Source organism: Yimella lutea, assembly GCF_006715095.1.
In the GTDB taxonomy this organism is placed as follows: Bacteria; Actinomycetota; Actinomycetes; order Actinomycetales; family Dermatophilaceae; genus Yimella; species Yimella lutea.
In genome coordinates, this window is the sequence record NZ_VFMO01000001.1 from 3,155,586 (window position 1) to 3,179,622 (window position 24,037).

Below are 24,037 nucleotides of genomic sequence, written 5' to 3' on the forward strand. Positions count from 1 at the left end.
CAAGGTAACAGCGGTCCCTCGCCGCCTGCCCACCTGCCCGAGGGCTGCCGCCGACCGGACCAGTGCAACGGCAAGGGCGCGATAGCCAGCAGGATGGGAGGCATGAGTGACACCTTCAGCAGCGTCGACGACTCCCGCGAGCGTCTGGCCGGCACCGGCTACCTGGCCTCGGACGCGATCGCGACCACCGTCTATCTCGCCGCTGCGCTCGGCCGTCCGATCCTCGTCGAGGGGCCCGCGGGCGTCGGCAAGACCGCGCTCGCGAAGGCCATGGCCACCGCGACGGGTCGTGACCTCGTCCGGCTGCAGTGTTACGAGGGCGTCGACGAAGCGCGTGCGCTGTATGAGTGGAACCACGCCAAGCAGTTGCTGCGCATCACCGCCGAGAAGGACGCCGATTGGGAGCACGTGCGCACGGACGTCTTCGGTGAGGAGTTCCTGCTGGAGCGGCCGCTGCTCAAGGCCGTGCGCAGCGACGCCCCCGTCGTGCTGCTGGTCGACGAACTCGACAAGGCCGACGAGGAGATGGAAGGCCTGCTGCTGGAGCTGCTCTCGGACTTCCAGGTGACGATTCCGGAACTCGGCACGATCGCAGCCCGCCACCACCCTCTGGTCGTCGTGACGAGCAACGCGACGCGTGAACTGTCCGAGGCCCTGCGCCGACGGTGCCTGTTCCTGCACATCGACTACCCGAGCGCCGAACTCGAACAACGGATCGTGGAACTGCATGCTCCCGGCGTCAACGAGGCCACTCGTGCCTCGCTGGTGCGCGTGGTTCGCGCGCTGCGGGAGGGCAATCTGCGCAAGCCGCCATCCGTCTCCGAGACCGTGGACTGGGCTCGCACCCTGCTCTCGCTCGGCGCCGACGAATTGGACGCAGAGTTCGTCGAGGCCACGCTGGGGGTGCTGCTGAAGCACCAGGACGACATCGAATCCGCCCGAACCGCACTGAAATTGTGAGCCTTCCGCGAAACCTCGTCGGCCTCGCCGAGGCGATGCGGACGCATGGTCTGGAGGTGGGTTCGACCGAGACGACGACCGCCGCACAGGCGATCGAGGTGCTCGGTCTGGACGACCGCCGCACCCTGCGGGAGGCGCTCGCCGCGACGATGGTGCGCTCGGCCGACGGCCGCCCGGTCTTCGATCAGCTCTTCGACCTGTGGTTCCCGTCCGCCCCCGGCGCCCGTGCCACTGATCTCGCGGACGCCGACGTCGACGCCCTGCGCGAGGAGCTGACCCGGGCACTCGCCGACGCGGACGAACGACGGATGGACGAGATCGCCGCGGCCACACTCGAACTGCTCGGCCGGGTCTCCCCCGATGACGAATCACGGGGCTGGTCCTCGGCCCAGGCGGTCGACGCGCTCGCGCCGCAAAGGCTCATCGCGCCGGCCCAGGAACTGGGGCGCGGCAACGGGGACGAACAGGGCGAAGGGCAGGGGTCAGGTTCGGGCGGGTTCACCGACCGCATCGACCGCGATGAACTGCGTTCGCGGGTGGCCGAATTCAGGCAGCGCGTGGAGTCGGAGGCGCGTCGACGGAATACCGCGGTGCGTCCGAAGGAGCGGATCGCCCGGTACGGCGTGGAAGGGCCGGCCGATCAGCGCGACTTCCTCGCGATGTCCAGCAAGGACCTCGACGCCATGAAACGCCAGCTCGATCCGCTGGCCCGCAAACTCGAGGCCAAGCTCAGCAGGAGGCGCCGGGCGCACCGCGGGGGCATCGACGTCCGTCGCACGCTGCGTGCTGCGATGGCGACCGGCGGCGTCCCGCTCGACCCGGTGTACGAGCAACGCAACCGGCACCGTCCTGACATTGTGCTGATCGCCGACATGTCGGGGTCCGTGGGCGGCTTCAGCGGGTTCACCATGCTGCTGATGCAGGCGATGCAGAGCCAGTTCCGACACGTGAAGATGCTCGGTTTCGTCAGCAGTGCGGCCGACATCACGCACGTCGTGAAGGACGCGCCCCCGGGCGTCTCGCTCACCTCGTGGGCGTTGTCCCAGGCGGCTCTCACGGCGCGTGGACGCAGCAGCAGCTACGGCACCGCGTTCGCCGACGTCCTGGCCGAACACGGTGATGCGATCGGCCATCGCACCACCGTGCTCGTGCTCGGTGACGGACGCACGAACTACGCCGACCCCGGCGTGGACGCCCTGCGGGAGATCGGCCGGAAGTCACGAACCACGGTGTGGCTCAACCCGGAACGCAGTTCCTCCTGGGGCACCGGCGACTCCGCGGCCGATGACTATGCACGGGTGATCACCATGCACGAGTGCCGCAATGTCGCGCAGTTGCGCCTGTTCGTCGAACGTCATCTGGTGTGAGATCCACGCGCCGGTCAACGGATCACAGGCGTCCGCGGGTCATACTGTGCGCGTGCGTTTCCGGAAGTCTGCTGCCGCCGTTCTGACCAGTGTCGCCCTCGTCGCGACCGGCACTGCACCCGCGCATGCCGCGATCGAACCGCAGGCGTACGGCACGTCCGGCAAGCAGGTGACTCTCGCGACCGACAAGACCGGGGGCCCGGAACTCAAGGCGGGTCTCTACCAGGCCGAACTCCCCAACGACGGATCCCCGCGCACCTTCACGATCAACCGCAACCAGATGCGCACCTTCCTGGCGAGCGTGCTCACCGACGAACGCGAGGGCAAGGCGCTCAAGGCAACCGGTGAGCACAAGACCAAGGTGTCGATCCTCGACGCCAAGGGCGACGATTGCACCTCCGACACCGACACGTTGAGCAAGGACGCCGCGCTCACCTTCCTCAACGTGAACGTCGGGGTGGACGACGATGAGGACGTGTCCCGCGGCAATTACCTGGGCGGCACCTGCCGCGAATCGACCAAGCTGTCGATCTCGATCGAGCACAACGGCATTCCCGCGAACGGCAGGACGAAGGCCGAGATCCTGCTCACCGACGAGCCCAAGGGCACCGGCAGCGTCGGGTCACCCGCGACGGTCGCCCAGACAGCCACTTTGAAGGCACCGGACGGGAAGGTCCGGGGCGAGGTCGCACCCGGAAAGGGTTTCGGCGACGCCGTGACCCTGGTTGCCGGCACGCATTCACTCAAACTCGGCGTCGGTACGCAAGCCTTCTACAAGGTCCGCCTCGACTGGGGACAGCGCCTGGCGGCCACCCTGCGCGTGCCCGGCAAGGACACCAACTTCGCCTCCCCGATCGCTGTCGAGGTCTCGACGAGGATCTGGACGCCCCAGCGGATCGCTCTGGACGCGAACCCGAAGGACTACCAGTACTCCGACTCCCTCTCGATGTCGGCCAACAGTTCCAAGGGCGCGACGATCGGCACCTACACCGCACCTGTGCTGTGGGCCAATCGGTCTGCGAAGTCGGAGTCGGGCAACGAGGTGCCGCAGGCGAGCCTGCAGTGGACGACCACGCCGGGCTGGTACTACGTGACGGTGTGGACCCGTCCGGCGTCCTTCTCATCCAGCGATGAGCCGATGCCCGACTCCGTGCCCCCGATCCCGGCCGACCTCAACATCGCTGTGGTGGGCGACGTCCAGCAGGGGCCGACCTTCGTGAACACAGGCGGCGCAAAGCTTGCTCAGCCGGGCAAGGGCGAGATGAGCATCGGCCAGGGGGTGCAGACCGAGGCCCCGTTCCCGTCGGCGAAGGTCGCGCTCAGTGCGCTCGCCGTGTTGGCGGCAGCGACAGCAGTGTTGTGGGCCCTGCGTTCTCGGCGGCAGGCCTGAGCCTCAGCTCGTAGCGCTCCAGACGTACCTACCGTCCTGCTCCAAGCAGGTGCGCAGCACGCCGTTCTGGTCGCGTTCGGACGTGCCGACGTCCGACCAGATGCACTCGGCGCCGAGGCGGGCCTTGCCCGGCTCGTCCGTGGGCCCGTTCTCCTTGGGGACCCAGATCGCGGCCAGCGCCGCTGCGGCGACCAGGGGCGCACCGACGAGGACCGCAACGCGCTGAAGCTTCTTGGCTCGTGCGGCGCGATCGACCGCGCGGTGTGCACGATTCGTCGACTGCGCGGGCGCTGCGACATTGCCGGCCATCGGCATCGCCGCGGTCGGACGGCGCATGACGGTGTGATCGCCGCCGAGGGGCGCGGTGCTGCCGTCGATCGGTCGGAAATCACCGGCTGCTTCGCCGATGGGTGGCAGGTCGCTGCGGACGTCGATCGCCGACTGCTTCTCCCACGCCACCGCTTCGATGGCCCGGCGCGCTTCGACCGCGCTGGCCGGACGGCGGTCGATGTCCGGGTCGGCAAGGCGAATCACTGTGTCCCACAGGGCATCCGGCACACCGTCCGGTCGCGGCGGCAGGTCGAGCGCGTCGGTGCGGACGTGTGCCCGCGGCTTGTGCCCGGTCAGCAACTGAATGCCCATCATGCCGACGGCGTACAGGTCGGACCTCGGGTCAGGGTCGTAGCCGCGCAGCTGCTCGGGGGCGAGATAGCCGGGGGTACCCATGACGATGCTGTGGCTGGTCAGACGGGGCGCGTCGACAGACACGGCCACGCCGAAATCGGTGAGCCACAGGTGCGGCTTGTCGGTGCCGGTCGCGGACAGCAACATGTTGGCCGGCTTGATGTCGCGGTGCACGACGCCCTGCTCGTGGACGGCGGTCAACGCATCCAGCAACTGACGCAGCAACTCGGCCGCATACGGTGCGGGCAGCTTGCCGTACCGGCGGGCCAGCCCCGAGACGGATCCACCTTCGACCAGCGGCATCGCGATGAGCACGCGGTCGTCGACACCGGCCCAGCTGAGCGGCGTCACCACATTGGGGTGGTGGATGCGCATTCCCTGCTCGCGCATGAAGCGCAGTAGCGAACCGGCGTCGGACTGGCGCAGCACCTTCGCTGCGACCACGGTGCCGTCACGTAGGTCGTATGCGCGCCACACTCCCCCCATGCCGCCTTCGCCGATCATGTCGATCAGCTCATAGCGCCCCGCAATCACTTCTCCCACGAAGCAGAACCTTAGGCGAACCGCCGAGTGGCCGGGCTGTGAACCAGCGGACGGGTCATATCCCGGCCACCGGTTCATAACCCGGCCACTCGGTGAGAAGAAGCAGAGATCAGGCGTTGAACTCCGCCGGGTCCGGGCCGAGACGCTTGCCCGAATCGAGGGCTTCGATCGCCTCCATCGCAGCCTGGGAGAGCTCGAAGTCGAAGACGTCCAGGTTCTCGGCGATGCGTTCCGGCGTCACCGACTTGGGGATCACGACATTGCCGAGCTGCAGGTGCCAGCGCAGGATGACCTGGGCGGGCGTCTTGCCGTACTGCGACGCGATATCGGTGATCGTGGCGTCGGCGAGGATGTCGCCGCCCTGACCGAGCGGGCTCCACGCCTCGGTGACGATGCCGAACTTGTCGTGGAACTCGCGCAACTGCTTCTGCTGGAAGTCCGGGTGCAGTTCGACCTGGTTGATCGCGGGATACTCACCGACCGCGTCGTGCAGCTCCTGCAAGTGCTCGATGTTGAAGTTGCAGACACCGATCGCTCGCACCTTGCCCTGGTCTCGCAGCTGCATCATCGCCTTGTACGTGTCGACAAAGGCTGCGTTGGACGGCACCGGCCAGTGGATGAGGTAGAGGTCGATCGGCCGGCCGAGGCGCTCCTGCGAGGCGTCGAACGCCGCGAGGGTCTTGTCGAAGCCCTGGTCGTCGTTCCACACCTTGGTGGTCAGGAAGACATCGGACGGCGCCAGTTCGCTGTCGGCGAGCGCGCGGCCGACGCCGGCCTCGTTGCCGTAGATGCGGGCGGTGTCGATGCTGCGGTAGCCGACGCGCAGGGCCTCGGCGACGGCCGGGGCGGCGGCGTCGTCCTCGACCTGCCAGACGCCGAAACCGAGCTGCGGCATCTCGACCGAGGTGTCGCCGGCGCGCAGGGAAATGTTGGGGATGGTGGGGTTACCAGTCATGCCCGGTGCAGCGATGCATCGCCGCCCGATATTTCCTACCGTTCGGTTTTGCCCCTCGAATGTGGCCTCGCCCACATCCGGATAGGCTCAGGCCATGCCCGAATTGCGCAAGGTTCTCATCGCCAACCGTGGCGAGATCGCCGTCCGAATCGCCCGCGCCTGCAAGGACGCCGGCATCGAATCGGTCGCCGTCTACGCCGAGCCCGACCGTGACTCGTTGCACGTCAAGGTCGCCGACGAGGCATACGCCCTCGGCGGCTCGACACCGGCCGATTCCTACCTCGTGCAGGAGAAGTTGCTCGAGATCGCCGAGCAGTCGGGTGCCGACTCGGTGCACCCCGGCTACGGCTTCCTGGCCGAGAACGCCGACTTCGCGCAGAAGGTCATCGACGCCGGCCTGATCTGGATCGGTCCGGGCCCCGAGGCGATCGACAGCCTCGGCGACAAGGTGAAGGCGCGTCACATCGCACTGGCCGCCGACGCTCCGCTGGTGCCCGGCACCAAGGATCCGGTCGAGGGCCCGGACGAGGTCGTCGAGTTCGCCAAGGAACACGGTCTGCCGGTCGCGATCAAGGCGGCGTACGGCGGTGGCGGACGCGGGTTGAAGGTCGCCCGCACCATCGAGGAGATCCCCGAACTGTTCGACAGCGCGGTCCGTGAAGCGGTCACCGCGTTCGGGCGCGGCGAGTGCTTCGTCGAGCGCTTCCTCGATCACCCGCGCCACGTCGAGACCCAGTGCCTGGCCGATCAGCACGGCAACGTCGTGGTCGTCTCCACCCGCGACTGCTCGCTGCAGCGCCGCAACCAGAAGCTCGTCGAAGAGGCACCGGCTCCGTTCGTCACCGACGAGCAGCACGCCGAACTCGTCCGCGCGAGCAAGGAGATCCTGCGCAAGGCCGGTTACGTCGGCGCGGGCACCTGCGAGTTCCTGATCGGGCCGGAGGGCCACATCTCCTTCCTCGAGGTCAACACCCGCCTCCAGGTGGAGCACCCGGTCTCCGAGGAGGTCACCGGAATCGACCTGGTCCGCCAGCAGTTCCGGATCGCGGCCGGCGAGGCGCTCGACTTCGACGACCCCGAGCCGCACGCGCACTCCTTCGAGTTCCGCATCAACGGCGAGGACGCCGGCCGCAACTTCTTCCCCGCCCCCGGCACCATCACCAAGATGGTCGTGCCGAGCGGCCCCGGCGTGCGGTGGGACGCCGGCGTGGTCGAGGGCGACACGATCGCCGGCGCGTTCGACTCGATGATCGCCAAGCTGATCGTCACCGGCCGCACCCGCCAGGAAGCGCTCGAGCGGTCCCGCCGCGCGCTGGACGAACTCGTCATCGAGGGCATGCCGACGGTCGCGCCGTTCCACCGCGCGGTCGTCTGCGACCCGGCATTCGCACCGAACGACCCGGACGAGAAGTTCACGATCCACACCCGCTGGATCGAGACCGAGTTCGACAATCAGATCGAGCCCTTCGGCGGCGCCGCCGGCGAGGCTCCCGAGGCCGCACCGCGGCAGTCGCTCGTGGTCGAGGTCGGTGGCAAGCGCATCGAGGTGTCGCTGCCCGGCGACCTGCAGCTCGGCGCTGGCGGCGGCGCAGCAGGCGGCCCGAAGAAGGCCCCGAAGCGCGGCCGGTCCAGCGGCGGCGGGCAGGCCGCGAGCGGCGACTCGGTCACCGCTCCGATGCAAGGCACGATCGTCAAGATTGCGGTCGAGGACGGTGCCACCGTCTCCAGCGGCGACACGATCGTCGTGCTCGAAGCGATGAAGATGGAGCAGCCGATCACCGCCCACAAGGACGGCGTCGTCTCGGGCCTCAAGGCCAACATCGGCGAGACCGTCAGTGCAGGCGCCGTGATCGCGCAGATCAAGGACGCCGAGTAACCACCTGCGCAACTCCGGTCGCTATGACGATCAGGCCCCTTGACTACCCCCGTAGTCAAGGGCCTGGTCGTTATTGCGCTCAGTCAGTCTCCAGGTCGGACATCGCCTTCACCAACAGCGAGACGGTGCTGGCGAGATAGGCCTCGCGTTCGTCCGCGGGCAGGCTCAGCGAACCGATCGCAACACCTTCAAGGGCCGCGACGACAGTCTGCGCGCGCTGGTGCGATGCGCCCTTGTGCTCACGTTCGACGACACTACCGACCAGGTCGACCAGCCCGCGCCGCCAGGCACGCATCGAATCCTGCAACGAGGGGGTGCGGACGGCTTCCAGGCTGAGCTCGCTGATCGTGAGCAACAGAGCCGGGTCGCGAACCCAGCCGAGCAGCAACTGCGTCGTGCCGTCGATCGCGCAGGTCGGGTCGTCCGTGCCCACCGGCAGTGAATCGGTGAGCTGCTGGACGTCGTGCATCATACGTCCGGCGACGTGGTCGGTGAGAGCGGTGAGCAACGCCAGCCGGGTTCGGTAGTAGACCGAGCAGCTGCCCTCGGGCAGGCCCGCGGCGCGGTCGAGTGCTCGGTGAGTCAGGCCACGCAATCCTGATTCGCCGACGACTCCGATCGCTGCGTCGAGCAGATGGGTCTGGCGGGCGAGGGTTCCTTCAGGTCGTGGCGTGGTCACCGCAAGAGACTGTCACAATCGACGAGCCGACACCCGTCAGGGTGACCGGTCGAGACCGAGACGAGGTAGCCGATGTCCTGGGGCAACGTGATCCCACTTTTGTTGTTCACCGCTGTCATCGCGGCGGTGCTGTTCGTCGCCGTTCCCCGTGCCCGGCGCAACCGGCACAAGGTGTGGGAGGACGCCGGCCTGATGCCGCACCAGATCGACCACGAGGCACCGTCCGGCCGGACCGAAGGCGCGGTGGCGGACGACCCCGGCCGGGACCGTCGATGAAGACCGTCACGACGGCGCAACTGCGGTCGCGGCTGTCGATGCTCCAGGGACGCCCGAGGGTTGTCGTCAGCGGCAACCTGGCCACACCGTGGAAGGCCGTCGAAGCCCTCGACCACGCGGTGCCGACCTACATCCTGAACATCCTCAACGGCGCCGAGGGGATCCCGACCCGCGAGGGCGTCATCGCCGAGACCTGCTTCGTCGGAGCCGGTCAGCGCCACCACCCGGCACTGTCCTACGTTCCCTGCCGCCTATCGATGGTGCCGGACGCGACGCTGGCCGCACTGCGTGACCGTAAGGACCTGCGCGTCTGGACGGAGATGTTCTCCGACGGTGTTCTCGATCTGGAGGAACGCGGCGCCATGGACCACACCACGCCGATCATCACCTCGTTCGTCGCCGGTTCGCAGCGCTTGTACGACTGGCTGGACGGCAACCGTCGCGTGCTCATGCAGCGCACCGAGCGTACGAACGACCCGGCGCTCATCGCGCGACAGCGCGGGATGGTCAGCATCAACACCGCGCTGCAGGTCGATCTGTTCGGCCAGGCCAACGCCTCCCGCATCAACGGACGTATCCATTCGGGGTTCGGCGGTCAGACCGACTTCATCGTCGGTGCGATGCACTCCCCCGGCGGACACTCGTTCATCGCGCTGCGCTCCTGGCACCCCAAGGCGGACGTGTCGACCGTCGTCCCCCGCCTCGCGGACACGACGACGAGCTTCCAGCAGAGTGCGATCGTGACCGAACAGGGCATCGCGTTCCTGCTCGGTAATGACGAGAAGCAGCAGGCGACCGAGATCATCGAGAAGGCAGCACACCCGGACGTTCGGGATGAATTGCGTTCCGCTGCAGCAGAATTCGGGCTGGATAACCCGACCTATTGACCGTCATGGCGCGTCCGCACCGCGCGTGACCGAGGTCACGCGCCGTTCGCTTCGACCTCGCTCACTACAGGTGTAGTGTTGTATGCAGATCGAGCACTACACCTGTAGAAAGGCAGTCGTCATCATGAACATGATCCCCGGCTTCTTCACCGGTTTCACCATCATCACCGCCATTGCGCTCGTCGCGATGATTGCCGTCCTGGGTACCTGGACGGTGCAGTTCTTCGCCCGCAACCGTCAGCAGCGCGTGGCCACCCGTCAGCCCCTGGTCCGCTACTACAGCAACCTCGGCCAGCACTCCTTCTCTCACTGATTCTCAGCTGATCGACCACGGCAGGAACAACGAGAACCCCGCCACCTTCGCTGGTTGAGCCCTCGACCTGAGGAACGAAGGCCGAGGTGCCGAAACCACCGTAGGAACAACGAGAACCCAGCCCGACGTGGCTGGGTTCTCGCGTTGTCGCACCTTGGTTTCGGCGCCTACGGATTCCTTCGTCATCCGTAGGGCTCAACCAGCGGCATTCGTCGGGTTCTCGCGTTGTCGCACCTTGGTTGAGCCAGCGGCATTCGTCGGTTCTCGCCTTGTTCGTGCCTCCCCGCGGGGACCGGCCTCAGATCTCCGACTGGTGCAGCCGGCGCGCGGCCTCGGCGATCGAACCGGTCATCGACGGGTAGACCGAGAAGGTCTGGGCCATCTGATCGACAGTCAGGCGGTTCTGTACGGCCAGGCCGATCGGGTAGATCAACTCGGACGCCTGGGGCGCCACGACCACTCCACCGACGATCGTGTTCGAGCCGGGACGGACGATCAGTTTCACGAAGCCGTCCTTGATGTTGCGCATCTTCGCGCGCGGGTTGGTCGACAGCGGCAGCGTGACCACGCGGGCCTCGATCCGGCCCTCGTCGACGTCCGCCTGGGAGTAACCGACCGTGGCGATCTCGGGGTCGGTGAAGATGTTCGCGCAGACACCGCGCAGGTTCAGCGGGGCGACCGCGTCGCCGAGTGCGTGCGCCATGGCAATTCGTCCCTGCATCGCGGCCACGGACGCCAGCGGCAGCACGCCGGTGCAGTCGCCGGCGGCATAGATACCAGGCACGGAAGTGCGGGAGACACGGTCGACGCTGATGTGACCCGACGGCGTGAGGTCGACACCGACCTCCTCGAGTCCGATGCCCTTGGTCTGCGGAATCGAACCGACGGCCAACAGCGCGTGCGAACCCTCGACCGTCCGGCCGTCCTCGAGGGTGACCGTCACCTTGTCGCCGTCGCGTACCGCGGACTGGGCACGCGAGCGGTTGAGCACCTGCATGCCACGGCGACGAAAGACGTTCTCGATGACGGTGGCGGCGTCGGCGTCCTCGCCCGGAAGCACGCGATCGCGGGAGGACACCAGCGTCACCTTCGAACCCAGGCCGAGGTAGGCGTGGGCGAGTTCGGCACCGGTGACACCGGAACCGACGACGATCATGTGCTCCGGCAGTTTCTTCAGGTCGTAGATCTGCTGCCAGGTCAGGATGCGTTCGCCGTCGGGCATCGCCGACTCCATCACCCGCGGTGTGGTGCCGACCGCCAGCAGGATGACGTCTGCCTTGATCTCCTCGGGTTCGGCGTCCTGCCGCACCAGACGCACGGTGGAACTGTCGACGATCGAGGCCGAACCGTGCACGACGCGGCAGCCGACGCTCTCGACCTGAGCGCGGATGTCGTAGCTCTGTGCCTTGGCCAGCTTCAGCACGCGGGTGTTGACCTCGGTGATGTGCGCCTCGGCGTGCTGGTCTTCCTCGTGCCCCTCGAAGTGCACACCCAGACGTCCGGCCGCCTTGAAGCGCGACATGAAGTCGGAGGTCGCGATCAGCGTCTTGCTCGGGACGCAGTCAGTGAGCACCGCAGCGCCACCGAGTCCGTCCCTCTCGACGATCGTGACGGCGGCGCCGAGTTGCGCGGCCACCAACGCGGATTCGTAGCCACCGGGACCGCCGCCGATGACCACCACTGACTTCTGTCGACCAGTCACCCGCCCATCCAACCACGCAGTAGGTCGTGTGCTCCGGGGGTCCGGCTGGGTACTGTGGCGGCCGTGACGAACACCAAGACGCAGACCGCCGACTTCGCCGACGTCGACCCCTTCGAGTTCGCCGATCAGGCGGCACGGTGGATCCGGGAGCTGTCCGGCGTCGACAAGCACGACGTGGCCCTGGTGCTCGGTTCCGGTTGGGGTGACACCGCCGACCGGCTCGGCGAAACCGTCGCCACGATCGACAACGAGCAGGTGCCCGGATTCGCCAAGGCCGCCGTCGCCGGCCACAAGGGCACGATGCGATCGATCCGCATCGAGGGCACCGACAAGCACGCGCTGGTCTACGGCACCCGCACGCACTACTACGAGGGACGCGGGGTGCGCGCGGTCGTGCACGGCGTCCGCACCGCCAAGGCCGCCGGGTGCGACACCGTCGTGCTGACCAACGGCTGCGGCGGGTTGAACCCCGACTGGACTCCCGGCACGCCGGTGCTGATCAGTGACCACCTGAACCTCACCGCGAACTCGCCGCTCGAGGGCGCGACCTTCGTCGATCTCACCGACCTGTACTCCTCGCGCCTGCGGGAGTTGGCCCGCACGGTCGACCCGGACCTGCCCGAGGGTGTGTACGCGCAGTTCCGTGGGCCGCACTACGAGACGCCCGCCGAGGTACAGATGGCCAAGGTGCTCGGCGCCGATCTGGTCGGCATGTCGACCGCGCTCGAGGCCATCGCCGCGCGCCACGTCGGCCTGGAGGTCCTCGGCATCAGCCTGGTCACCAATGCGGCCGCCGGCATCAGTGAGGTGCCGCTGTCGCACGAGGAAGTCATCGACGCCGGCAAGGCTGCAGCGAGTCGCTGCGCCGACCTGTTGTCGCAGATCGTCCGCAAGCTCTGAGCGAGGTTCCGTCATGACCCAGGTGCACGACGACGTCCGCGAGTGGATCGCCGACGACCCCGACGCCGAGACCGCTGCCGGCCTGACCAGCCTGCTGGAGCGCGCCCAAAGCGGCGATGAGAGCGCGGACGCCGAGCTTGCCGACCGGTTCTCCGGTCTGCTCGAGTTCGGCACCGCCGGGCTGCGCGGCGCGCTCGGTGGCGGACCGAACCGGATGAACCGCGTCGTCGTGCTGCGTGCTGCTGCCGGCCTGACCGCGTACCTGCAGGAATCGCAGGGTCGCCCCGACGTGACCGTGGTGATCGGATTCGACGCCCGCCACAACTCAGACGTCTTCGCCCGCGACACCGCGGCCGTCGTCGTGGCAGCCGGCGGACGCGCGCTCGTGCTCAGCCATCCGTTGCCGACGCCGTTGTTGGCGTTCGCGATTCGCCACCTGGGCGCCGACGCCGCAGTGATGGTGACCGCCAGCCACAACCCGCCGCAGGACAACGGTTACAAGGTCTACCTCGGCGACGGCAGCCAGATCGTTCCACCCGCGGACGCCGAGATCGCCGCTGCGATCGACCGCTTCCCGCGCGCGGCCGATGTCGCTCAGGCCGACGACGGCTGGGAGACGGTCGACGACTCGATCATCGACGACTACCTGGCGTCGGTGACGTCGGTCGTCGAGGCGGGCGGCCCGCGCGACCTGCGGATCGTGCACACCGCATTGCACGGCGTCGGGTCGGCCACGATGATCGACGCCCTGCACCGCGCCGGCTTCACCGACGTCCAGCCTGTCGCCGAGCAGGCGGAGCCGGATCCGGAATTCCCGACCGTCAGCTTCCCCAATCCCGAGGAGCCGGGAGCGATCGATCTTGCGCTCGCCCAGGCGCGGAAGGTCGGTGCCGACATCGTCATCGCCAACGACCCCGACGCCGACCGGTGCGCCGTCGCGATCGAGGACGCCGGCACCTGGCGGATGTTGCGCGGCGACGAAGTGGGTGCGCTCCTGGGTCACCACCTGGTGCAACGCGGTGTCGCCGAAGGCTCGGTGTTCGCCAACTCGATCGTCAGCTCTCGTCTGCTCGGCGCCATCGCCCGCGCCGCGGGCATCGCCCACGAGGAGACACTCACCGGGTTCAAGTGGATCAGCCGCGTCCCCGGTCTGCGGTACGGCTACGAGGAAGCGCTCGGCTACTGCGTCGATCCCGCAGGCGTCCGGGACAAGGACGGCATCAGTGCCGGTCTGTTGATCGCCGAATTGGCTGCGGACTTGAAGGCCACGGGGCGTTCGATCCCCGACGTCCTCGCCGAACTCGCCCGCACCCATGGCGCCCACCTCACCGACAGCTTCTCGGTGCGGGTCGATGACCTGTCGATCATCGGACGCATCATGCAGCGACTGCGCGACAATCCGCCGGAAAACGTTGCTGGACAGTCGGTTTCCCGCAGGGAGGATCTTGCGGAAGGGTCGGACGCGCTGCCCCCGACGGAGGGCCTACGCTACTACCTGGCCGACGACACACGCATCATCGTGCGACCGTCGGGCACCGAACCGAAGCTCAAGATCTACCTCGAAGCCATCGGTGACGACGCTGCCGAGACCGCGCAACGACTCGCGGCCGTCCGGGCCGAGATGGAGGGTCTAACCACCGCCTGACCGGGACGGTTCTCGCCTTCCACCGAACCGCACGAGGTCTCGATCGCGGCGCTCGCACCTGCTCGACCAGCCCTCGTCCGAAGCGGCCGACTACAGGCTGAGGAAGCCGATCACGACGGCCAGCAGGCACGCGGCCCAGCCTGCTGCGGCCACCGGCGAGACGGTGCGGTGAATCTCGGGCTTCTGTTCGGCGATCGCACCCTTGGCGACGGCTCGCTCGTAGTCGGCCTTGGCCTCGTCGATGGCCGAGGCGACCGCGCCGGCGGACCCGGACCGGTGCTCCTGTCCCATCGGCACATCGGTGCCGGTGGTCGGGAGCAACTGTCCACCCGGCGTCGGGGTGACACCCCCGGTCATCTTCGGACGCTGCGCCGAGATGGCCCAGGAGGAGTACGCGTCGCCTTCCGGTGAAACCACCTTGAGGTTCCAGCGGGCCTCGGTCATGTCGACCGCCGGCCACGTCATCCGGATGTCACGGACGAGATTCTCCAGACGGACCCCGTCGGCGCTCAACCGCACTGCGGGACGGACGAGAATCAACCAGACCACCCCCGCCGCAGCCAACAGGAACGCGGTCGCACCCACCTCGAGCCCGGACGCGACCGCGAGCGCGACGAGCACGACCAGGAAGACGCCGACCAACACCCAACCGGTCACGTACGCACCCCGCTGGCGGAAAGTGCGGACGGGGTTGCCCGGATTCTTGTCCTGTGACACTGAGGTCAGGCGTCGAAACCGGCGAGCACGGACTCGGTGCCGGACAGACCGAGGCGGTTCGCGCCCGCCTCGATCATCTCGGCAGCGGCTTCAGGGGTGCGGATGCCACCCGACGCCTTGACGCCGAGACGGTCGCCGACGGTCTCGCGCATCAGCCGCACTGCGTGTGCGCTCGCGCCACCTGCCGGGTGGAAACCGGTGGACGTCTTCACGAAGTCCGCACCGGCGCGCTCGGACGCCTGGCAGCACTCCACGATCTGCTCGTCGGTCAGGGCGGCGGACTCGATGATGACCTTCAGGACGACGTCCGGAGCAGCCTGGCGCACCGCGGCGATGTCGGCCTGGACCGCGTCGAAGTCTCCGGCGTGGGCGGCTCCGATGTCGATGACCATGTCGATCTCCGCGGCGCCGAGCTTCGCGGACTCGGCAGCCTCAGCCGCCTTCACCGCGCAGGTGTGCTTCCCGCTCGGGAACCCGCAGACGACTGCGACGGGCAGCGAGGTCTCCAGCGGCAGCATCGACGGCGACACGCACACCGAGTAGACGCCCAGCCGCTCACCGTCGGCGACGAGCGCACTCACGTCGTCCGTGGTGGCTTCGGGCTTGAGCAGGGTGTGGTCGACCATCTGCGCGACCTGGGAACGGTTCGGTTTCGTCACCCGGCCAGGCTACCTGGGGGCTGCCGTATTCTCGTCGCGCCACCAGAACGCCCAAGCGATGCTCGAGGAGCAACCCGATCGATGTCCGAACGACGAGCACGCGTGCTGATCCTGTGCGGCCCCAGCGGATCGGGGAAGTCCCGCCTGGCCGAACGCCTGCACCGCTCCTACGGCTGGCCGATCGTGCGCCTGGACGACTTCTACAAGGACGGCGACGATCCGTCGCTGGCGATGTCGTCACTGGGCATCCCCGACTGGGACGTCGTCGGCTCCTGGAACATCGATGCCGCGTTCGCCGCGTTGCAGGATCTGTGCACGACCGGCCGGACCGTGGTGCCGGACTACGACATCTCCACCTCCCGGGCGGCCGGGCACTCGACCGTCGAACTGGCGAGCGCCGACACTGTCGTGGCCGAGGGGATCTTCGCCGCCGACCTGATCGCCCTGCTGCGAGATGCGGACTTGTTGCGCGATGCGTTCTGCGTCCGGCAGAACCGCTGGGTCACGATGGGACGCCGGTTCGTGCGCGACGTGTCCGAGCGGCGCAAGTCGGTACAGGTGCTCGCGCGTCGAGGTTTGCGGTTGGCGATGGACGAGCCGCGGATCGTCGCCGCGCATGTGCGGCGTGGCGCGCGTGCAGTCACCCCGAAGCAGGCGGAGCGGGAGGTTAGGGTCGGTGCATGACGAACTGGGCCAGTCCTTCGGGAGAACGGCAGCCTGAGCAGCCGGCGCACCACGGCCCGCCGCCACCCACTCCGCAGTACGGCCAGTACGCACCGGGACGCGGCCCGCAACCCGATCACAGCCAGAGCCCTCGATACGGCCAGCAGTATCCGCCGCCGCAAACTGGTCCATACGGCGGTCCACCCTCGCCTCAACCTCAATACGGCCCTGCCCCAGGCTTGTTCGCCCCCAAACCCGGTGTGATCCCGTTGCGGCCGCTCGTGCTCGGCGACATCTTGGAGGGCGCGTTCCGGACGGTCCGCGGCAACCCGATGGCGACCCTCGGCATGTCGCTGGTCATCTCGACGCTGTTCGCGATCCCGACGCTGTTGCTGACGTTGCTCATCACCAACACCGCGTTCGGTGCGGACAACACCGGCGATGCCCTGGTGTCGATCGCCAACTCGGTCGGTCAACTGGTCGGGGTCTTCGCCTCGATCCTGCTGTCGGGCATGTTGATCGTGGTCGTGGCCGAGGCGGTGCTCGGTCACCGCGCCTCGATCGGCGAGGCATGGACTCGGGTGAAACCGCGCATCTGGGCGCTGCTCGGCGCCACCCTGCTGTTGATGCTGGGCGGCATCCTGATCGTTGCGGTCCTGGTCGGCGTGACCCTGCTCGCCTACCTGGCCGGTGGTGAGATTGCTGCCGTGATCGTCGGCATCCTGGCCGTCGTCGCCGGTTTGGCTCTGCTGATCTGGCTCGGCACCCGCACGATGCTCTCCCCCGCTGCGGTCACGCTGGAGGGCGTCGGCCCGGTCCGGTCGCTGAAGCGTTCCTGGGAACTCACCCGCGGCCAGTTCTGGCGGATCTTCGGGATCTCGCTCGTCACGCAATTGCTGGTCGGCATGATCGCCTCGATGATCCTGTTCCCCGCGATGCTCGTCGGGATGGGCGTGCTCCTCGCGGGCGCCGACCCCGACGCGGGAGTTGCGACGCCGTTGTGGTTCGTCGTCTTCATGCAGGTCATGACGATCATCTCCACGGCGATCACCGCACCGTTCAGCTCCAGCGTGACCGGTTTGCTCTACATCGATCAGCGCATCCGGCGTGAGGCGCTCGACCTCGAGCTGATGAAGGCCGCCGGGCAGAAGTGACTCGGATCCTGCACTGACGATGTTCGCCCGCCTCGAGCCGCCCCTGCAACCGTCGTCCGACGACGCGCGTAGGCAACTCGAGCACGAGCTGAGCAAGCCCAAGTACGGCGACCGGCGCACGCTCCTGCAGAAGTTGATGGACTGGCTGAACGAACGACTGGCCGATCTCACCGACGGCGCCGGCTCGCTGCCGCCCCTCTGGCTGGGCCTGGTACTGATCATGCTGGCGGCCCTGATCGGACTCGGCCTCACCAGGATTCGACGTCGTCAAGGACCCGAACGCGGCTCGGACCACGACGTGGACGAGGTCATCTCCAGCGAACTCGACGCGGACGAACTACGCGCGGCGGGCGACCGCGCGCTGGCGGACGGTGACACTGCCCTGGCCCATGTGCAGTACTTCCGAGCGCTCGCCCGGCGGGGTGTCGACCGCACGATCGTCTCCGCACGACCCGGCGCAACAGCGCACGAGGTCGCGAACGAGCTCTCGCACGCCTTTCCCGACCGCCGGGCCGATATCGACGCCGCCGCACGCACGTTCGACGAGGTGCGGTACGGCGGACGTGTGCCGCCACGTCCGGTCGTCGAGGCGATGCGTGACCTCGATGCGTCCCTCGCCCGTAGCCGTCCTGCGCACCCGGCGGTCACGCGATGACCCGCCGCCGTCTGTTCGCTGCCGTTGCAGTCCTCGCACTCGTGCTGGTCGTGGCCGGCGTCATGTCGATGCTCAACCGCAGCAACGAAATTCCGCTCGATCCGCAGAACCCCGGCAAGGGCGGGTCCGAGGCCGTGGCGAGCGTGCTCGGCGCCAACGGTGTCGACGTGCATCGAGTGACCGATGTCGACGAGCTGCAAGACCGACCGCCGGGCAAGGGCACGACCGTGCTGGTGAGCGACCCGACGTCCGTCTCGGCCGACCGGCTGCGCGAGATCGCGTCAGCCCATCGCGACAGCGCACGACTCATCCTGATCGCACCACACCCGCACCTGCTGAAGGACGCGTTCGAGATCAACACCGAAGCCGGCGGGACGTCGAGCGCGACGGCCGCAGGCCGGGAATGCTCGCTGGCATGGGCTCGCTCGCTGACCATGTCGGCCGACTCGGTCAGCTACGCCGTTCCGGCGGGTGCGACTTCCTGTTTCGGTGACGACTCCAAGGGCGTCGTGTTCGAACTTCCGGCCGCCGACGGGCGTCCGGCACTGCTGATCATCGGCAGCACCGACATCCTCACCAACAGCACGATGAAGGCCGGCGACAACGCCGCAATCGGATTGCGAGCACTCGGACAGACCAGCGAACTCCTCTGGTACTCCGGCGGATTCGATCCGAAGTCGTCCAGTGCGCAGCAGGAGACGGTGTTCCCGAGGTGGGTGATGCCGGCGCTCTGGCTGATCTCGGCCTGCGTGCTGCTCCTGATGTTCTGGCGCGGTCGACGCCTCGGACGTCTGGTGACCGAACCGCTGCCGGTGATCGTCCACGCCAACGAGACCACCGGCGCGCGCGGGCAGCTGTACCGCAAGGCTCGCGACACCTCCCGCACGGCGGCGGTGCTGCGTTCGGCGACCCGCGACCGTGTGCGTCGCTACCTCGGCCTTCCGCCCGGCATCGACGACGAACACCTCGTCCACCAGGTGGCGCTGCACAGCGGACGCGAACCGCATGAGGTAGGCGTCCTGCTGGCCGACGACCCACGAACCATCGACGAATCGACGTTGAGCAAACTGGCCGATGAACTCTCGGCACTCGAAAGGCAGGTCCGCCGCTGATGACCGATCTGGACAAGTCCCAGTCCCCCGACCCGGATGCCGCTCACCCCGAAGCGGCCCGCGAGGCGTTGCAGCGGGTGCGCAGCGAGGTCGCGAAGTCGGTGGTCGGTCAGGATGCCGCCGTCACGGCGATCGTGATCGCTCTGCTCGCGCGCGGCCATGTCCTGCTCGAGGGTGTACCCGGTGTGGCCAAGACGCTGCTGATCCGCACCCTTGCGGCAAGCCTGGCGATCGACTCCAAGCGGGTGCAGTTCACGCCCGACCTGATGCCCGGCGACATCACCGGATCGCTCGTGTTCGACTCGCGCAGTTCGGATTTCATCTTCCGGCCCGGTCCGGTGTTCACCAACCTGCTGCTCGCCGACGAGATCAACCGCACTCCCCCGAAGACGCAGTCGTCGCTGCTGGAGGCGATGGAGGAGCGCCAGGTGTCGATCGACGGCACCCCGCGTGCGTTGCCGAACCCGTTCATGGTCGCCGCCACGCAGAACCCGGTCGAGTACGAAGGCACCTATCCGTTGCCGGAGGCACAGCTGGACCGCTTCATGATGAAGATTTCGATCCCGTTGCCCGAGCGCGACGACGAGGTGCAGGTGCTGCGCCGTCATGCCGAAGGATTCGATCCCAAGGACCTGCGCGCCGCGGGCGTCCGCGCCGTCGCGTCGCCTGCCGACCTGACCGCCGGCGCGCAGGCGGTGCGAACCGTCGAGGTGCGCCCGGACGTGCTGGCCTACATCGTCGACCTCGCGCGCGCCACCCGGCACTCCCCGTCGCTGTCGCTCGGGGTGAGCCCGCGCGGGGCGACGGCACTGCTGTCCACAGCCAGAGGTTGGGCGTGGCTGAACGGCCGCAACTTCGTGACTCCGGACGACGTCCAGACAATGGCCGTGCCGACACTGTCGCACCGTCTCGCGCTGCGCCCGGAGGCCGAACTCGAAGGCGTCACCACCGAGAACGTCCTGCGGTCGGCCATCGGCGCCGTCCCGGTGCCGCGCTGACGACCCGCTGACGACCTGCTGACGACCTGCTGAGGACCCACTGATGGCTGTCACCGGACGCACCGTGCTCCTGGCCCTGCTGGGCCTGGTGTTCGTCGTGCTGCGTCCGCAGCAGTCGTCGGTCTGGCTGTGGCTGGCGCTGGTCGGTGTGCTCGTCGCGCTCGACCTGCTGTCGGCGCCGTCGCCGAAGAAGCTCGCCCTGAGCCGGGAACCCGTCGAGTCGGTGCGGCTGGGCGAGAGCACGACGACGAGTCTGCTGGTACGCAACCCGACCGGTCGGACGCTGCACGCACTGATCCGGGACGCCTGGCAGCCGTCCGCCGGGGCCGGCCGCGACCGGCACGATGCCCGGATACCCGGCGGCGAGACCCGCCGATTGACCACCACGTTGTCACCGACCCGGCGTGGCGACCGGCGAGCCGACCGGGTGACGGTGCGGTCGTTCGGCCCGATGGGCCTCGCGGCTCGACAGCGCTCCTTCGAGCTGCCGGGGTTCGTGCGCTGCCTACCCCCGTTCGCCTCCCGCAAGCATCTGCCGAGCAAACTCGCTCAACTGCGTCAGATCGACGGACGCTCGGCGGTGCGCATCCGCGGCCAAGGCACCGAGTTCGACTCGTTGCGTGACTACGTCGACGGTGATGACGTGCGCAGCATCGACTGGCGAGCCACTGCTCGCCGCCAACACCCGGTCGTGCGCACCTGGCAACCCGAACGCGACCGCCGGATCATCCTGGTGCTCGACACCTCACGCACCAGCGCCGGACGCATCGACGACATGCCGCGGCTCGACTCGGCGATGGATGCTGCACTACTGCTGACCGCGGTCGCCTCCCGCGCAGGCGATCGCGTCGATCTCATCGCAGGCGACCGCACAGTGCGCGGACGGGTGATCGGAAAGTCGGACCGCTCGGAGTTGCTGCACTCGATGGTGACCACGATGGCACCGCTGGAAGCCGTTCTGCTGGAAGCGAATTGGAACACGCTCGCCGGTGCGGTCAACAGTCTTACCCGCCGCCGGTCACTCGTCGTGCTGCTGACTCCGCTCGAACCGGCCGCCCTGGAGGAAGGCCTTCTTCCGGTGCTGCCCGGCCTCACCAAGCACCACCGGGTCGTCGTCGCCTCCGTGGCCGACCGCTCGGTCGTGCAGGCTGCAGCCCACCGCGACGGAATCGCGCAGACCTACGAAGCCGCTGCCGCCGAACGCACGATGCAACAACGTGCCCGCACCACGTCCGCGCTCAGCCGCCTGGGTGCGACAGTCATCGACGAGCCCGCCGACAAACTGCCGGTCGCACTCGTCGACCACTACCTGCTGCTCAAACGTCGGGGGTTGCTGTGACCACACTGCGAGTCCGGTGACGATCCTCGGTGCGGGCGTGCAGGCCGACTCCCCGACCGGGTGGCCCAGGCCGCCGAGTCCGCGAACCGCGGTACTCAGCTCTCGATCTGACTCAGCCGCGCGACGGCGCTTCGGCGGTGGCGTCGACCCCGGTGAGGTCGCCGGTGACACCGCGTCGTGCGGCGTCCCTGCCGAGGGTCCACACGTAGACGAAGAACAGCAGTTCGGCGATGACGCCGATGGCAATGCGCGCCCAGGTCGGTAGCCCGGACGGTGTGACGAAGCCTTCGATCAGACCCGTTACGAACAGCACGACGATGAGTCCGAGAGCCAGCGTCATCGTCGAACGCGCCTCGCGGGCGAAGTTGCTCGCCCGGCTGCGGTGCCCTGGCTCGACCCACGACCAGAACATCCGAAGACCGGCGCCCGCGGCGACGAAAACCGCTGTCAGTTCGAGCAATCCGTGCGGAAGAATCATCCCGAAGAACAGGTCGAGGCGGCCGTGATCTGCCATCAGTCCGCCGATGAGCCCGAGGTTGGAGATGTTCTGCCAAAGCATGTAGATGACCGGCAGACCGAGCGCTCCGGCCGCGAGGCAGACGGCGGCCACCCAGGCGTTGTTCGTCCACACACGAGCGGCGAAGTCGGCGTTCGAACTCTCGTGGTAGTAGTTCTCGAAGTCGTGGTTGACCAGTTGGTCGATCTCTTCTGCGGACAACATCGACGACTGGACGCCGGGGTGCGCCATCACCCACCACCCGAGCGCCAGGGCGACCGCGTAGTTGGCGAACATCGTGATCAGCCACCAGCGGCGGGAGCGGTACAACATCGCCGGGAACGTCTCGACGAAGAATCCCGCCACCGCCGTCCACGAACTCGATCGCGTGCCCATCGCCTTGGCCCGCGACTTCGCGAGAATCGTCGAGAGGTACTGGGTCACACCGGGATCGGGCGCGGTGGAGCGGATATGGGACAGATGGGTGGCGGTGCGCTGGTAGAGGTCGAGGAGTTCGTCGGACTCCGACACGTCGAGTCGACGCTTCGTGGTCAGCTCCTGCAGGCGGGCCCACTCGTGTCCGTGCGCCTCCACGTAAGCGTCCAGATCCACACCCGAACTGTACGCTGCGGGTGATGGCGAACTCGACGACTTCCCCCGCCGCACCGAAGCGTGCGCTACGCGGGTCCGACGTCGACTCGATGATCACCGGTGAGGGTGTGCTCATCGATGTGCCCGCGACTTCCGTCGCGTCGTTGGTCATTGCCGCGATCATCGACTACATCGTGATCTTCTCCGGGTTTTTCCTCGCCACAGTTGCACTCTCCTGGCTGGGCGGCAGCGTGACCGAAGCTCAGGCCGCGATCATCGGGATCCTGCTCACCGTCACCGGTTTCCTGGTGGTCCCGGTGGGTGTTGAGCTGCTGACCCGAGGCCGCAGCCTCGGCAAGCTCGTGATGAAGCTGCGCGTGGTCCGTGACGACGGTGGTCCGATCACCTTCCGGCATGCGTTCGTGCGCGGCCTTGTCGGCATCATCGAGATCTGGTTGCTGATGGGCGTGCCCGCAGTCGTCAGCGCGATGTTGTCCACGCGCGCGAAACGGATCGGCGACCTCGCCGCCGGCACCTATGTCGTACGCGAAGAGACCGCGATGCGCTTGCAGCCGGGCCCTTGGATGCCACCTGCGCTGATTCCGTGGGCGTCCGGAGCCGACATGGGCGCGCTACCCGACGGCGTCGCCATGCAGATCCGGCAGTACCTCACCCGCACCGACATGCTGAGCCCGGTCGCACGCGAGCAGGTCGGACGCGCGCTGCTGGCCGAAGTGATGCCGCGGGTGTCTCCTCCCCCGCCCCCGGGCGCCCCGGTGGACGCCGTGCTCGCCGCGGTGCTCGCCGAACGGCGCAAGCGTGACCGTGAACGCCTCCAGCGCGAAGCCGCCCTACGCGCCCGCGTCCTGCGCTGAGTCGCCATCGCTGGTTGAGCCGCGTGACTGAGGAACGAAGTCACGCGCGCCGAAACCAACGCGACCTCCAACGCCCACCCGACAACCCGTAGCCGAGCAGCCGTGAACCTCACCGGGTTTCGGCGCACGCTGATTCCTTCGTCACCAGCGTGGCTCAACCAACGGAAACGTTCGGATCCCGCGGACGGACCTACGCAACCCGGCTCAACCAGCGCCGGCATCCCCCTCCCGCTGGTTGAGCCGCGTGACTGAGGAACGAGGTCACGCGCGCCGAAACCACCGCAACCTCCAACGCCCACCCGACAACCCGTAGCCGAGCAGCCGTGAACCTCACCGGGTTTCGGCGCACGCTGATTCCTTCGTCATCAGCGTGGCTCAACCAGCGGAAACGTTCGGCTCCCGCGGATGGACCTACGCAGCCAGGCTCAACCAGCGGAAACGTCCGGATCCCGCGGACGGACCTACGCAACCCGGACTGAGGAACGAAGTCACGCGCGCCGAAACCACCGCGACCTCCAACGCCCCACCCGACAACACGTGGCCGAGCAGCCGTGAACCTCACCAGGTTTCGGCGCACGCTGATTCCTTCGTCATCAGCGTG

Annotated in this window: 23 protein-coding genes; 16 read left to right on the plus strand and 7 right to left on the minus strand. The window is 68.0% G+C overall.

Annotated elements, in window-relative coordinates:
* The first annotated feature begins 102 nt into the window (after window positions 1-102).
* Genes FB459_RS15175 through FB459_RS15185 form a run of 3 tightly spaced genes read left to right on the plus strand, consistent with a single transcriptional unit; the run spans window position 103 to window position 3,717 of the window.
* Window positions 103-960 (plus strand): AAA family ATPase, encoded by an 858-nt coding sequence (locus tag FB459_RS15175; protein WP_141929077.1) that lies wholly within the window; start codon window positions 103-105, stop codon window positions 958-960.
* The gene (locus FB459_RS15180; protein ID WP_246092477.1) at window positions 957-2,327 is read left to right on the plus strand and encodes a VWA domain-containing protein; all 1,371 of its coding nucleotides are present in this window, start codon (window positions 957-959) and stop codon (window positions 2,325-2,327) included. Before FB459_RS15175 ends, FB459_RS15180 begins: the two co-directional genes overlap by 4 nt.
* A gap of 52 nt (window positions 2,328-2,379) precedes the next feature.
* A complete protein-coding gene (locus FB459_RS15185; protein WP_141929078.1) occupies window positions 2,380-3,717 on the plus strand; it encodes a hypothetical protein in 1,338 nt (445 codons plus the stop codon).
* 3 nt (window positions 3,718-3,720) lie between these two features.
* On the opposite strand, the gene FB459_RS15190 is transcribed toward FB459_RS15185, so the two are convergent.
* Both FB459_RS15190 and FB459_RS15195 read right to left on the minus strand, forming a co-directional pair.
* Entirely contained in the window at window positions 3,721-4,944 is a 1,224-nt protein-coding gene (locus FB459_RS15190) for a serine/threonine-protein kinase (protein WP_141929079.1), read from the minus strand.
* 109 nt (window positions 4,945-5,053) lie between these two features.
* Window positions 5,054-5,899: an aldo/keto reductase gene (locus FB459_RS15195; RefSeq protein WP_141929080.1), complete on the minus strand. Its 846-nt coding sequence runs from the start codon at window positions 5,897-5,899 to the stop codon at window positions 5,054-5,056.
* A gap of 94 nt (window positions 5,900-5,993) precedes the next feature.
* Here FB459_RS15195 and FB459_RS15200 point away from each other — a divergent pair, with 94 nt between their 5' ends.
* The gene (locus FB459_RS15200) at window positions 5,994-7,775 is read left to right on the plus strand and encodes an acetyl/propionyl/methylcrotonyl-CoA carboxylase subunit alpha (protein ID WP_141929081.1); all 1,782 of its coding nucleotides are present in this window, start codon (window positions 5,994-5,996) and stop codon (window positions 7,773-7,775) included.
* A 79-nt stretch (window positions 7,776-7,854) separates the two neighbouring features.
* On the opposite strand, the gene FB459_RS17445 is transcribed toward FB459_RS15200, so the two are convergent.
* Complete coding sequence (locus FB459_RS17445; RefSeq protein ID WP_170221957.1) at window positions 7,855-8,454, minus strand: TetR/AcrR family transcriptional regulator; 600 nt, start codon at window positions 8,452-8,454, stop codon at window positions 7,855-7,857.
* Window positions 8,455-8,526: 72 nt separating this feature from the next.
* Between FB459_RS17445 and FB459_RS15210 the strand changes: the two genes are divergently transcribed.
* From FB459_RS15210 to FB459_RS15220, 3 genes are all read left to right on the plus strand, one after another.
* Entirely contained in the window at window positions 8,527-8,730 is a 204-nt protein-coding gene (locus tag FB459_RS15210) for a hypothetical protein (protein WP_141929082.1), read from the plus strand.
* The gene (locus FB459_RS15215; RefSeq protein WP_141929083.1) at window positions 8,727-9,617 is read left to right on the plus strand and encodes an acetyl-CoA hydrolase/transferase C-terminal domain-containing protein; all 891 of its coding nucleotides are present in this window, start codon (window positions 8,727-8,729) and stop codon (window positions 9,615-9,617) included. The genes FB459_RS15210 and FB459_RS15215 overlap by 4 nt, the downstream gene beginning before the upstream one ends.
* An 82-nt stretch (window positions 9,618-9,699) precedes the next feature.
* A complete protein-coding gene (locus FB459_RS15220) occupies window positions 9,700-9,930 on the plus strand; it encodes a hypothetical protein (RefSeq protein WP_129625873.1) in 231 nt (76 codons plus the stop codon).
* A 298-nt stretch (window positions 9,931-10,228) separates the two neighbouring features.
* On the opposite strand, the gene FB459_RS17600 is transcribed toward FB459_RS15220, so the two are convergent.
* Complete coding sequence (locus tag FB459_RS17600) at window positions 10,229-11,632, minus strand: NAD(P)H-quinone dehydrogenase (protein WP_211345209.1); 1,404 nt, start codon at window positions 11,630-11,632, stop codon at window positions 10,229-10,231.
* A gap of 63 nt (window positions 11,633-11,695) precedes the next feature.
* Here FB459_RS17600 and FB459_RS17605 point away from each other — a divergent pair, with 63 nt between their 5' ends.
* Together FB459_RS17605 and FB459_RS15230 are read left to right on the plus strand one after the other, a co-directional pair.
* Complete coding sequence (locus FB459_RS17605; RefSeq protein WP_211345210.1) at window positions 11,696-12,532, plus strand: purine-nucleoside phosphorylase; 837 nt, start codon at window positions 11,696-11,698, stop codon at window positions 12,530-12,532.
* A gap of 13 nt (window positions 12,533-12,545) precedes the next feature.
* Window positions 12,546-14,177, plus strand: a complete 1,632-nt coding sequence (locus FB459_RS15230; protein WP_141929085.1) for a phospho-sugar mutase — start codon at window positions 12,546-12,548, stop codon at window positions 14,175-14,177.
* 90 nt (window positions 14,178-14,267) lie between these two features.
* Here the strand turns inward: FB459_RS15230 and FB459_RS15235 are convergent, their stop codons facing one another.
* Window positions 14,268-14,894 carry a PH domain-containing protein gene (locus FB459_RS15235; RefSeq protein ID WP_170221958.1) on the minus strand — a complete coding sequence of 209 codons (627 nt, stop codon included), beginning with the start codon at window positions 14,892-14,894 and terminating at the stop codon, window positions 14,268-14,270.
* 5 nt (window positions 14,895-14,899) lie between these two features.
* A complete protein-coding gene (deoC, locus tag FB459_RS15240; protein WP_141929087.1) occupies window positions 14,900-15,553 on the minus strand; it encodes a deoxyribose-phosphate aldolase in 654 nt (217 codons plus the stop codon).
* An 81-nt stretch (window positions 15,554-15,634) separates the two neighbouring features.
* Here deoC and FB459_RS15245 point away from each other — a divergent pair, with 81 nt between their 5' ends.
* From FB459_RS15245 to FB459_RS15270, 6 genes are all read left to right on the plus strand, one after another.
* Window positions 15,635-16,237: an AAA family ATPase gene (locus tag FB459_RS15245; RefSeq protein WP_170221959.1), complete on the plus strand. Its 603-nt coding sequence runs from the start codon at window positions 15,635-15,637 to the stop codon at window positions 16,235-16,237.
* A gap of 239 nt (window positions 16,238-16,476) precedes the next feature.
* Complete coding sequence (locus tag FB459_RS15250; protein ID WP_170221960.1) at window positions 16,477-17,370, plus strand: DUF7847 domain-containing protein; 894 nt, start codon at window positions 16,477-16,479, stop codon at window positions 17,368-17,370.
* Between the two features lie 19 nt (window positions 17,371-17,389).
* On the plus strand, window positions 17,390-18,025 hold the full coding sequence (locus tag FB459_RS15255; protein WP_141929089.1) for a DUF4129 domain-containing protein: 636 nt from the start codon (window positions 17,390-17,392) through the stop codon (window positions 18,023-18,025).
* Complete coding sequence (locus tag FB459_RS15260) at window positions 18,022-19,137, plus strand: DUF4350 domain-containing protein (protein WP_141929090.1); 1,116 nt, start codon at window positions 18,022-18,024, stop codon at window positions 19,135-19,137. The genes FB459_RS15255 and FB459_RS15260 overlap by 4 nt, the downstream gene beginning before the upstream one ends.
* Complete coding sequence (locus FB459_RS15265) at window positions 19,137-20,135, plus strand: AAA family ATPase (protein WP_141929091.1); 999 nt, start codon at window positions 19,137-19,139, stop codon at window positions 20,133-20,135. Before FB459_RS15260 ends, FB459_RS15265 begins: the two co-directional genes overlap by 1 nt.
* Before the next feature lie 43 nt (window positions 20,136-20,178).
* The gene (locus tag FB459_RS15270) at window positions 20,179-21,474 is read left to right on the plus strand and encodes a DUF58 domain-containing protein (RefSeq protein WP_141929092.1); all 1,296 of its coding nucleotides are present in this window, start codon (window positions 20,179-20,181) and stop codon (window positions 21,472-21,474) included.
* 112 nt (window positions 21,475-21,586) lie between these two features.
* On the opposite strand, the gene FB459_RS15275 is transcribed toward FB459_RS15270, so the two are convergent.
* The gene (locus FB459_RS15275) at window positions 21,587-22,582 is read right to left on the minus strand and encodes a stage II sporulation protein M (protein ID WP_141929093.1); all 996 of its coding nucleotides are present in this window, start codon (window positions 22,580-22,582) and stop codon (window positions 21,587-21,589) included.
* A 23-nt stretch (window positions 22,583-22,605) separates the two neighbouring features.
* Here FB459_RS15275 and FB459_RS15280 point away from each other — a divergent pair, with 23 nt between their 5' ends.
* Window positions 22,606-23,436 carry an RDD family protein gene (locus FB459_RS15280; RefSeq protein ID WP_141929094.1) on the plus strand — a complete coding sequence of 277 codons (831 nt, stop codon included), beginning with the start codon at window positions 22,606-22,608 and terminating at the stop codon, window positions 23,434-23,436.
* The last annotated feature ends 601 nt before the right edge of the window (window positions 23,437-24,037 follow it).